Below are 10,806 nucleotides of genomic sequence, written 5' to 3' on the forward strand. Positions count from 1 at the left end.
GTATGATTAACTTTGACAGATAGGAGTTTTTGCACATGAGGGTTGAACCCTTGAGAAGTTTGGAAGATATCCGGCGAATGGAACATGTACTAAAGTACTACAGTTCCCGATATTACATCGCGTTCAAGCTGGCAACTAATTCAGCGCTGCGTATGAGCGACATTTGTACTGTAAAGGTAGGCATATTACGGCGCTATTACTTGAACCTGAATGAGCTAAAAACCGGAAAGTTCCGGCGCATGTACATTAATGAACAATTGCGTGCGATTATCATGGAATATATTGAATTTATGGACGATGAGGATTATCTGCTGCGAACCATTACGCACAATAACCCTCCCTCCGTCTCCTCGATCTATCGGGTGTTTCACGATTGCGGGTTGAAGCTGGGCATGCCGCATATCGGTACGCACACTTGTAGAAAGACGTTCGCCTATCACTACTATCGGGAACATAAGGACTTAGCTAGACTCATGACGATATTGAATCATAGTAATGAGCGTGAAACGCTGGTATACATAGGGGTAACCCAAGATGAATTAGACGAAGTTTTTGCTACAACCTTCCTTTGATTTAGACAGTCTGAGAGGGGGTGATATTTTGGAAGATGAAGATATTGTTAAATCCTGGAACAATTTTATAGATTGGATTTCTATCGGATTTATGCTGCTTGGGATAATCCTTGTGACTATCGAATTTATAATAAAAATAAAGACAATCTAAATCAAAGGAGGGTTTCAAATGAGGTCCCCTGCTGAAATTGCCGCAGATATGATTTTAAAGAGAGATATCCAAGATGTTCAGGATGTAGGGATGTTGCTCCAGGTGATTAAGGACAGTACTAATTCTGCCGCAGTTTATGGTCTGGTTGAATATCTGTTGGTAGTTGTACACGAACGTACTAAAAAGACAATCTAAATCAAAGGGATGGATAAACGTGAGCTTTGCAGTTCTATGGATACCAGTAGTAGCGTTATTCCTCATTGTGTTTGAGATAGACCTTTTCTCTTTACTCAAAAAAATATTTGGTAGTAATTCATAAGACAATCTAAATCAAAGGAGACATTGAAATGAGAGCACAGGAACTGTACAACTTTTGCGCGGTGAATCAACATAAGTCCCGGCTGGAAGCTGAAAAAATGAAAAACAGCACCGATGTTGAAGCCTGGGAAATGTGGTATGAGCGATCTATTGGTGAGGCAACAGCCTTTTTCACAATGGCACATTTTATTTTGAAAGAAGCTGAAAAACACGGTGAAAAGGTAGATAAGGAAGAATATTTGAGACTACTGTAACACTAAGGGGCATGCACCATGACAACTGAAAAAGACAACCTAATTCTATTAATTGACTGGTTAAACTTCACCCTGAAGACTCAGCCATATGTAGATGACGAAGGCCGTACATCACGCCGGGATATTACCCTGGATGCTATGTATGAGGTGCTAGGTATCCCTGAGAGCGAATGGAAAGACATGCCGACAGGTTTGCACGGCTACCGGGATCGCAAGTGCTGCGGCAGCATCTGGCTGCTCTATAACGGTGCGGGTAATATGGGAATGCACGTGCAAATGTCGGGGCAAGGTTGCCGGGAATATGAGGAGTATTGGTCTGCGGGTCATGATTGGGATGTTCTATTCTCCAAATTAGAACCCTACGAACCGAACTACAGCCGCCTGGATCTGGCTTGTGACGATATCCGGTATAACGGGGATAAACCTTACTTTAAAGTTCCTGACCTCATACGGCGAGTCCGGCGCGGCCTATGTCGGTCCAAATGGCGCGACCTGGAAAATAAAGAAAAATTGAAGATCATGGATGGAACCTCCCAGGGTACAACCGGTTACTTCGGTTCTGCTAAATCCATGATTCGGTGGCGACCTTACGAAAAGGACAAAGAACGCCTCGGTGAAGGCTTTGAACTGGAAGAGGGTATTACCTCCTGGGTTCGCGGAGAGCTTCAGCTGCGGGACGACAGAGCGCAATCAGCTATAGATTGGGTACTGAAAGGGATGTCGGCCGGAGAACTTTATTTCGGTATCTTGTCCCAGTACATCAATTTTGTAGATAAAACCGAAGACTCCCATAAAGAGCGCTGGCCTGTCTCTCCCTTTTGGGAAGCCTATCTACAGGATGCCCTCAAGCTTCGGCTCACGCCCAAGGCTCCAGATAAAACCATCCCCCGAAAAAAAGCCTGGCTTGAATCTCAAGTCGAAGCGACTTTAGCCGAAGTATGGTTTGCGACTGGTGGGCCGGGACATGAGTCGTTTGTCGCAATGCTGGAACGGGGCCTGGATAAAATGACAGAGGCGCACTGGATGCGTGCAGAGACGTTCCGCGCGCAACTTGAACGAGAACACATTAAAGATGAAGAGAAGCGCGCGGAACGGATACAAAGGCAGGAAGAAGCCTGGGAAGTTGAGACAGCGCACCGGATCGCAGCAACGGCAGAAGACTACAGGGCACAACAAAAAGAGGACGCTGGAACGTCCCCTAATCAAGACCCACATATGTAGGCCGGAAATCCTATAAAAGTGAGAAATTTGTCATTCCCAAAGATAACCACATGTGCTATCATAAATGTAGTTAAATATCGGGACAAGCTGCTGTGATCTTGGCGGACTTCAGCAGCTGCCCCTTGAGACACTCCAATATACCCTTGGGGTGTCTCCGTAATTTCATTATACCAAATCTCTGTTCGCATAACATGGGAACAAGTGTTTGGTCAAGAGTCCGCCAATTTGGTGGGCTTTTTTTATGCACAAAATATTCAATTATATGAATATTTATTCGTAACCCAAATGCATAAAAATTAGCCACCTATAAATGTGACAATATTGTGAACGTAAGTTTCCTTACTTACTCTCACCTTGTTGTATAGATTAAGACAACCCAAATCAAAGAAGGAGTTGAAAGGAAATGTTAAAAACAAGAGTTCTCGTTCTCGGCGTATCTCGGTACTCATTCCCTGATGAAAAAAATGGAAACATTATCGAAGGGGCAAAAATCCATTATTGCGACGCTGATCGGGCAGAAGAAGAAAACGTCATTGGACACACTCCTCAAACAGCGGTGGTTGATTACAAAGAGTTTATGACCATGTACACCAGCGGTGTTCCTGGTTACTATGATGCCTCGATGCGCATCAGTCTGACGGGACGCAAGCCTACACTAAAGATTGATGCATTTGAGTTTGTAGCACCCTTCAGTCTCGTGGACAAGCCAGTAAGCAATAAGGCCGTCTAATGAGGGCCGTCCTCACGGGTAGCCTGGTCGCGTTTCGCATGGTGGACCTCAAGGGTAGCAACAAGGTCGGTCAATTCGACATGATGCAATTCGGCAGTGATCGCCACCCGACCAAAATCATTCAGTTGTACGTTCCCAGCGCAGCCTATGTACGGCTGCTGCTGACGAATATGAAAGATGGTATTCAGCCTATCGTATCCTTCCTGGTCTGGATCAACTACCTGAAGGAAGTGGAAATCGAAGTGCTGGAGCTGCTGAGCATCACAGGAGGTGAAGACAGTGGAAACGGAAGTAACGCCGACTCCCCTACCCTCCCCGACTCCAACAGCAACACAGGAGATTCTAGCGACTCCCCCGCCGATTCCGGCGGACTACTCGTCAATTGAAGCGAGGCTAGACAAGATTCACCTGGACTTGCTGCTCATTTTTATTGTTGTTAGCATCTACTGCGGTTACGCCCTGGCTGAAAGGATGGTGCGCCGTTGAGTCTGTATCTGGCGATGCTTCCTGCCTTCCTGTTCGTCTTCGGCGCTTCCTGGCTCATTAACATCTTCATGGATCACATGACCGATGCTAGTGATGCCAGCGGCGGCGTACAGCCTGTTGAGGTGGTGAACATTAATGACCTTGGTCGGAAATGAACTGGACCTATTCTTCGCAGCCTGGCTAACTGGAGTGATGTTTACATTGCTTAAACTAGTCTACAAGCGAAAGGGGTGATGTACTGATGTGAGGAAATTCATAATTGCTTTCACATGCCTAATGATTTCGATTGTCTTATTCAAACCCGGGGAAACATATGCATTGCCTGGCGGGTTACTGAATGGAAAGGTTATGGTTTTATCCAGTAATGGTACAAGTAATTTCCTGGACCAAACAGGGGCAACGGATAACAACGGGGCAACGTATGTCGGGGTTTCTTGGAGTGGCGGAGCGCGTAACACTTTGAGTTATACCGTTCCAAGCAAGTCGATGAATATCAAAGATGTTCAGATGTCATCCAGTGGTGGTTATTTCTTCCTTCGGTTTTACAACTCATCGAATGTTTTGCTGAAAGAGTATAATACGCCATCTAATGGTAATGGCCGATTTGCTGTAAATATCAATAATGTATCCAGGGTTGAGGTTAGAAACCAAGCCTCAAATGGCATGAACATTTACGAATTTGATTTGTTTGGTGAAATCGACCTTTCAATCCCTCAAAACCTGAAGGCTACCGTAGGAACGAAAGCGGCGGACCTTCATTGGGATGCATTAACAGACACAGATTTAGCGGGCTACAACGTGTATGTCAACGGGATTAAGGTGAACACATCTCTTGTAACAACGAATATGTATCATCTTCCTGATCTCGTGCAGGATGTGGAATATACGGCTTATGTATCTGCTGTTTATGTCAACGGCGATGAGTCCCAGGTATCCAAGACTGTTAAATTCACACCTTATGACGATCCTATCGCTGATGTAACGCTTACTGTTGTCCCTTATGTCGACCGTTTGGTTTTTAACTGGAACAGCGATCCGCAAGCCGTATCTTATACGCTGCGTGATAGCGTAACTGGTTCAGTGGTTTGGACGGGAGCAACGGGTTTTCTGAGCTATAGTTTCACCGGACTAGAACCAAACATCACAAAAACAGTGTATGTAGTCGCGGCGGACAAATACGGGCGAACGGTATCCTCTCAAACCGTTTCCGGTACTACCCTGGAACCTCCGCCGCCTGTCGATCCCGTTCTAAGCCTGGTATCCACGGATTATAAATCCGTCACACTGAAATGGACCGGGATAGGCTTGCTCTATAACATCCTGAACACCTCAGGAGAGCTGCAAAAGACTTCCGCTGGAACGTATGCAACGATTACCGATTTACAGCCAGATACCCAGTACAGTTATTACGTGGTGTCCACCGACATCTATGGACGCAAAACACAGTCTAATGTGCTCACGGTCAAAACCGGACCTATCCCGGCTGCCGTTGCTCCCAGTGTTAAATTTTTGTCGGTGACCTCTAAATCCGCGCGTGCCATCTGGAATAGTGTCGGGGACTCTTACAAGGTTTATCTCAATGATGCGTATGTCGCTACGACAAGCAGCCTGTATTATCAGCTGAATGATTTGCAGCCGAACACAGCGTATACCGTGAAAATCGTATCCCTGGATGCGTTTGGCCGGGAGGTGCCGGGATCGGGGACATTCACCACATCCGCAGCCCCACCGACACCAACGCCAGGCAACGGATCGGGCGGCAATGGCGGCGGTCCCGGTGGTGGTGGATCTGACCCGAATTGGACACCTCCACCCGTTGCAGACAGCGGTAATCCAGATTTGGACAAGCCGACCGATACCCTGGTTGACGGGGCGAACGGTGTCAAAGATAACGGCATGTCCCTAATCTTGATGATTATTACCGTGCTCATACTGATGTTCGGTGCCATGTGGCTCATTAAGCTGTTTAAGAAAAAAACGAACATGGCCAAACCATCAGGCAAAATGACCCAAAGCACCTCGTACAGACCTAAAGCAACATCGGCAAAGTCTAAGCCAGCCCTGAATTTATCGCAAGGCAGCGTACGGCAGAGCCGTAGCTATACACCAAACCAAAACCAAAATTCTAGGAGGAAATACTATGTTGAAAAAACTTACCCAAGCCGTACAAGGAACCAAAGGTAAAGCCGGAAAAATGAAGAAGTTCGTTGCAGCCCTGTCAATCACTGGAGGCACTTCGGTGTACATGGCCCTGCCGACCTTCGCAGCTACAGGCGGTGACCTGGCAACCGTGACAGGCAGCCTCACAGACGGTGCCGGAGAAATGAAGACAAACGGGATCACCATTGTAACCGTGGTTATCGGTATCCTCATTATCTTCTTCGGGATCGGCTGGTTGATTGCGGTATTCCGGAAAAACATGAACAAAGCGAACTAATGAAAAAGGCAATCCAAATCATTTTGTTGTTAGGGGTAATGCTCACCGCATTACCTCTTTCAGCATCTGCCGCCAGTACAGCCTATCCGTTCTTCGGGCCGCAAGGTGCAGACGATGACTTTGTGTGGTTTGGGGATACAACTTATCCGTATACCAGTGAAGAAGGTATATTGCTCACGGTAGATGAAACGTCCATCAGTTTTCAAAGCGTGATTGCCAATGTGAGGTTTGACGAGGATTATATCAGCAGCCGGAAAGTCACGCGCTTTTACATCACGGCAAATAATCGCATCGTGGATTGGTTCGACCCCGCGAGAGATCCGGTTACAGGCAATGACAAACGGTCATACGATATCCGCATCCGGTTTGACTCCTGGAACACAGGGAGCTTTGTCAATCTGCGTGTGGTTGCCATATCTGACGGCGAGGTGCAAGGCCCAGGCTCTAACTTGGGTAGCACACATCGGTATGTTGTCGGCTGGTCCAATCAGCCAGGCGGTTTTATCCTGAAGGACATGCCTGTCTATGACGAGGTTGCGGTGACATGGCTACAGGCGATCTTTAACAAGCTTAAGGACCTGATGATGAGCATGGAAATGCGGCTCGATGCGATGAGCCAAATGTTGTCCAATAAACTCGATGATCTGCAAAATATGCTTGCGTCTAAGCTGTCTCAGATCAACATGAGCATCCGTGAAATCTATGAGGTCAAGCCAGAAACACAAGCCAAGTTTGACAGCGCTATGGCTGAACTACAGGCCAAATTGCCAACCGAACAAATGAAAGACCAGGTTAACGAAGTACAAAAGGTAATCGAAGACAGCAGCAACCGGATCAATAATACAACTCAAGTTGTGAAGTATGGAGAAATCCACTGGATGGGCGTTGTTGTCACTCCAGCAGTCGATTTCACCTTGTATATGGACGAAATCAAGAAAATACGTAGGCTGCTGCAAATTATTTTATGGTGTGAATTTTTTTATGCCATCATCCTCATTTTGCGGCCACGCCTGACCGTGTAGGAGGCTTTCACGGTGATTGATGCAATGATGAATACGATGGCGAATTTCGCAAGTAAGGTGTCCAAATGGTTGACCCTCCCTTCGATTCCCTGGGGACAATTCTCCGGCTATTGGAATGAGCTGATCGACAAGGTAGCGCCTTGGAATAGGTTGTTCCCGTTAACCGATGTCATGGTCGTTGCGGGGCTTATGATAGCCTTCAGCGTTGCGCTCATGGTCTTCTACACCGTTGTCCTTATAAAATCATTCATCCCGTTTAGCGGAGGGAAATAGATGCAGAACAAGGTATTTGAATGGGCATACAGGCACTTTGCCAAATTTAGCATTAAAGCATTTTTGCGGCGGCTCCCCTACTATGCTGGAGCCTTAATCATCTTAATGATTTGGGGTGTTACAGGACTGATGTTTACATTTTTCGTGATCATGGCCTTTGTCGTTGGATGGTATGGAAAAGCCCTAAAGGCCGCCGTTGCGGATTATAGACTCGCCAAAAGATTAGAAAAGGTCTATTTTACACAGATCGAATTTGAAACCATGAAACGGGAGCGTGATATGGCAATGCAAGCATATATGACGATGCGTGATGAACGGGGCCGGGGGGTGAAGGTGGCCGGAGTGCCGCCGATGCCCCCCGGTCCCCGCCACAACACGGTAGGCCCGGATCAGATCAATGAGTTTATTGCTCAGTTTGAAGGTGAACAACGATGATCGAAGTATTAACCGGACTTCCAGGCTTCGGAAAGACCGCAACGGCGGCCAAATGGGCCTATAACAAGCAACGTCAAGGCAAGATCGTGTATAGTAATCTGCCGTTAAAAGGGGCCATCCCCTATCATGATCCACTCCAGGTATTGGGCCGTGTCAAAAATGCTTTAATCCTGATGGACGAGGCTGGAATACTCCTGGATGGTCTTCAAATGTACAACATGCCCTATGAGATATTTTATGAGCTGCGTCAGCACCGGAAAGACGGCGTGGATCTACTCATGACTGCGCAAAGCATTCTGGATATCGCTTATCCCTTCCGCCGGCTGATTCAGTTTGAGAACCGGATCACGACTAAGCTAGGCAAGTATGTCCAGGTGAGTGTAAAAGACCCGCAGCCAGCTGGGCAGGTATTCGGGAAACGATTGTGGGTCCTGAACAAATGGGTCTTCGATGTGTACCGGACCGAATTCAAGGTCAAGCCGCCTGAATACCTCGGGATCGGCGCGGTGGACCAAGAGGATATGCCGACTTATGAATTCATGCAATACCAAAATCAAGTGTACGCAGCCAAGTATCTGGAATGGGAACGGGCTAGAAAGGCCGGGGGTGTGATCTATGGGACATAACCCCTATCGGCATTACCTGTTAAGACTGGCCGTCATAGGCGGCGTTTTCGGCTTCCTGACGCTGCTGTTCTTCTTATTCACGGATCTTCCCCAGCCCTACATATGGTCAGGCATTGTCACCATGATGGGCTGGAGAATGCTCGGGAGGCGGATGATTTGAAGAAAAGGAAGTTTGTCATTGCCGGGATTTGCGGATCTGCATTGGTCTTTCTGATGCTGTTTATCCGCGGCGTAGTTAAGGCTTTAGACGTTTTCAAAAATCCGGATCATTTTACCTTATTGCCCTGGCTGTATTGCCTGGTGCTGCTGGTATTGACCCTTGCTCACTTCGGCGTATATGTGATGATTATGGACCGCAAACCAATGACAACGGTGATTGTCGATGAAGAGGAATGGTGGAAAAAATGGGACAGAGTATAAAAGTAATAGGTGCAGCAGCCTTTACGGTAGCTGACCAGGTAACGCCTGATATGCTTCAGCGAATGAAAGAACTGATGGTTAACCCTCATGCACCAAAGCTTAAGGATTCTGGTGAAGCAAAATGTTAGGCTGCTTGCTGACCATGGGTCAAGTGATCTTACTTTGTGCACTGCATTTTATGTTCCCGGATATCGTTTGAAATAGATTGTCTAATTCAATATTCCGTGCTATAATTGATTTAGAAAGTTTAAATCAAAGGGGGACAGACCCATGGAGTACAGTTTGGAGATTGAAAAGGCGTATCTACGGCAGTTTGAGGCAGAACGGGTGATTACCATTAATGCGGCTTCAGCACTTCGAATGCGTCTTTCAAAACACCCGCAGTTAGGAACATTGATGTTGCAACTAGATGAATTGAGAGACGATTATTACAAGACTAGTAAAAGCTATAAACGGATGAAGTGGCCTAGTCTTGTAAAGCGATTCGATTCGCTTTTTGCACGGACAACAGAGTTGAAAGTGCTTGCCCAGGAAGCATTGCAAGGGATTGTAGAATCAGAGTATGAGAAGGAAGTCGGTATTGAGATTGTCCAAATCAAAGAGGAAGAAAAGCCGATTATTGAGACTTTGAATGAGACAGTCCAAAACAACGAAGAGGATTCGGAAGATCCGATTCTTGTCGAAACGTACAAAGATCACCCGGTTTTGAAATATCCAGGTGAGGACGGTTATCGCATTGACTTCGGAACCAAACGCTCTAAATTAGTCGATACCATAGAAGCAGCCAGAGCCTTACTTGATCCTAAACGGCCAAAAGCTAAGAAAAAGACAGGCAAAATCAAAGACCCGAATCAGACGGAATTGCCTATCCGCGGCGGTGTCCGTCCTGGTGCTGGCAGGAAATCTAAAGGTGTGAAAAAGCCAATCACGATGGCAATTCCGGCTGAACAATGGGCGTATATAGACAATCTAATTCAAACAAAGGTTTATGAAGGCTATGCTGATTTATTCCGGAATGCACTATATGTGATGCTGCCGGAAATCGTTGATTTGGGTAAGCAGCCGGACTGATCGCGGTGATCGCTGCATTTGGCCCTACGCCGCATTAACCAGGGCTGCCCTCCCCTTCCCTTTATACCCTCGCCCGATCCGGGCGGCTATAACCTAAAGGAGCTGATGATTGTGTCTGACGGTGCTGTTGAGTATGTAAAGAGCGAACGAAAGTTTTTCCCTGCGCATCTGGATCATAACACTGTTTTGATTATTGAGGTCATGCTGCAAGATGCTTACCGCGCAGGGTATAACGCAGCGAGCTTGGCCTCGCTTGAAAAACTGCGGGGTGAATCCAAATGAACTGCGCACGCTGTAAGACCGTTGAGCTGATTCGCGTTGAGGACTCGCCTTATAACCTCTATCCTCTTGGCAAGGTGCGTCCTAAGCCTGTAGACCGTTGTCCTTCCTGCGGCCTAGAATGGCCCGTACAGCCTCCTGCAAAGCGTGTAGCGTTGATTGATGAGTTGCCGCAGCTTTACAATCGTAAACCGTCTGCCAGTGCTTTGGAATATGGCGCTGAAGTTGTAAAACGGCAGCGTGAGGAGCTGCTGCAGTTGGATTTGTTCAATCCGGTAGTCGGAGGGTTTGCTGCAGAATAGGGTTGTGTTAAAATATGGAGGTGATTCCTCCCTCCTTTACGCCTGGACAAGCCTCCAGGCTTTAAAAATCCCTATATGAAGCATTTGCACTAATTTACGCATGCGAGCCGCAAGGCTCGCGCAACCCCCGTACTGTAACACGGGGGTACAAACCCCATGTTACTCGGAACGAGCCGAACAAAGACGTGGCTTTTTCCTCACTTTTTCTC

General features: G+C 47.0%; 18 protein-coding genes. All 18 read left to right on the plus strand.

Annotated features, from left to right (window positions below; genetic code table 11):
* Window positions 1-35: 35 nt before the first annotated feature.
* The 18 genes from GC101_RS22000 to GC101_RS22085 all read left to right on the plus strand — a co-directional run bounded on the left by GC101_RS22000 (window position 36) and on the right by GC101_RS22085 (window position 10,597).
* On the plus strand, window positions 36-572 hold the full coding sequence (locus tag GC101_RS22000; RefSeq protein WP_171719001.1) for a tyrosine-type recombinase/integrase: 537 nt from the start codon (window positions 36-38) through the stop codon (window positions 570-572).
* Between the two features lie 169 nt (window positions 573-741).
* Window positions 742-918, plus strand: a complete 177-nt coding sequence (locus GC101_RS22005; protein WP_171719002.1) for a hypothetical protein — start codon at window positions 742-744, stop codon at window positions 916-918.
* A 152-nt stretch (window positions 919-1,070) separates the two neighbouring features.
* Complete coding sequence (locus GC101_RS22010; protein ID WP_171719003.1) at window positions 1,071-1,295, plus strand: hypothetical protein; 225 nt, start codon at window positions 1,071-1,073, stop codon at window positions 1,293-1,295.
* Window positions 1,296-1,313: 18 nt separating this feature from the next.
* Window positions 1,314-2,516, plus strand: coding sequence for a replication initiation factor domain-containing protein (locus tag GC101_RS22015; RefSeq protein ID WP_171719004.1), 1,203 nt, complete (start codon window positions 1,314-1,316; stop codon window positions 2,514-2,516).
* Between the two features lie 403 nt (window positions 2,517-2,919).
* Window positions 2,920-3,246, plus strand: a complete 327-nt coding sequence (locus GC101_RS22020) for a hypothetical protein (RefSeq protein ID WP_171719005.1) — start codon at window positions 2,920-2,922, stop codon at window positions 3,244-3,246.
* A 38-nt stretch (window positions 3,247-3,284) separates the two neighbouring features.
* Complete coding sequence (locus tag GC101_RS22025) at window positions 3,285-3,632, plus strand: hypothetical protein (RefSeq protein ID WP_171719006.1); 348 nt, start codon at window positions 3,285-3,287, stop codon at window positions 3,630-3,632.
* A gap of 96 nt (window positions 3,633-3,728) precedes the next feature.
* Window positions 3,729-3,887: a hypothetical protein gene (locus GC101_RS22030; RefSeq protein ID WP_171719007.1), complete on the plus strand. Its 159-nt coding sequence runs from the start codon at window positions 3,729-3,731 to the stop codon at window positions 3,885-3,887.
* A gap of 88 nt (window positions 3,888-3,975) precedes the next feature.
* Entirely contained in the window at window positions 3,976-5,916 is a 1,941-nt protein-coding gene (locus GC101_RS22035; protein WP_171719008.1) for a fibronectin type III domain-containing protein, read from the plus strand.
* Window positions 5,873-6,169: a major capsid protein gene (locus GC101_RS22040; RefSeq protein WP_171719009.1), complete on the plus strand. Its 297-nt coding sequence runs from the start codon at window positions 5,873-5,875 to the stop codon at window positions 6,167-6,169. The genes GC101_RS22035 and GC101_RS22040 overlap by 44 nt, the downstream gene beginning before the upstream one ends.
* The gene (locus tag GC101_RS22045) at window positions 6,169-7,191 is read left to right on the plus strand and encodes an OmpH family outer membrane protein (protein WP_171719010.1); all 1,023 of its coding nucleotides are present in this window, start codon (window positions 6,169-6,171) and stop codon (window positions 7,189-7,191) included. The genes GC101_RS22040 and GC101_RS22045 overlap by 1 nt, the downstream gene beginning before the upstream one ends.
* A 12-nt stretch (window positions 7,192-7,203) precedes the next feature.
* Window positions 7,204-7,464, plus strand: coding sequence for a hypothetical protein (locus GC101_RS22050; protein ID WP_171719011.1), 261 nt, complete (start codon window positions 7,204-7,206; stop codon window positions 7,462-7,464).
* Window positions 7,465-7,899, plus strand: a complete 435-nt coding sequence (locus GC101_RS22055) for a hypothetical protein (RefSeq protein ID WP_171719012.1) — start codon at window positions 7,465-7,467, stop codon at window positions 7,897-7,899.
* A complete protein-coding gene (locus tag GC101_RS22060) occupies window positions 7,896-8,525 on the plus strand; it encodes a P-loop NTPase family protein (protein ID WP_171719013.1) in 630 nt (209 codons plus the stop codon). Before GC101_RS22055 ends, GC101_RS22060 begins: the two co-directional genes overlap by 4 nt.
* The gene (locus tag GC101_RS22065) at window positions 8,515-8,685 is read left to right on the plus strand and encodes a hypothetical protein (protein WP_171719014.1); all 171 of its coding nucleotides are present in this window, start codon (window positions 8,515-8,517) and stop codon (window positions 8,683-8,685) included. The genes GC101_RS22060 and GC101_RS22065 overlap by 11 nt, the downstream gene beginning before the upstream one ends.
* Entirely contained in the window at window positions 8,682-8,945 is a 264-nt protein-coding gene (locus GC101_RS22070) for a hypothetical protein (RefSeq protein ID WP_171719015.1), read from the plus strand. Before GC101_RS22065 ends, GC101_RS22070 begins: the two co-directional genes overlap by 4 nt.
* Window positions 8,946-9,215: 270 nt before the next feature.
* Window positions 9,216-10,016, plus strand: a complete 801-nt coding sequence (locus GC101_RS22075) for a hypothetical protein (protein WP_171719016.1) — start codon at window positions 9,216-9,218, stop codon at window positions 10,014-10,016.
* Between the two features lie 111 nt (window positions 10,017-10,127).
* Complete coding sequence (locus tag GC101_RS22080; protein ID WP_171719017.1) at window positions 10,128-10,298, plus strand: hypothetical protein; 171 nt, start codon at window positions 10,128-10,130, stop codon at window positions 10,296-10,298.
* Window positions 10,295-10,597 (plus strand): hypothetical protein, encoded by a 303-nt coding sequence (locus tag GC101_RS22085; RefSeq protein WP_171719018.1) that lies wholly within the window; start codon window positions 10,295-10,297, stop codon window positions 10,595-10,597. The genes GC101_RS22080 and GC101_RS22085 overlap by 4 nt, the downstream gene beginning before the upstream one ends.
* Window positions 10,598-10,806: the final 209 nt, after the last annotated feature.

The sequence above is a fragment of the Paenibacillus phytohabitans genome (genome assembly GCF_013141775.1).
GTDB classification, from domain to species: domain Bacteria; phylum Bacillota; class Bacilli; order Paenibacillales; family Paenibacillaceae; genus Paenibacillus_AQ; species Paenibacillus_AQ phytohabitans.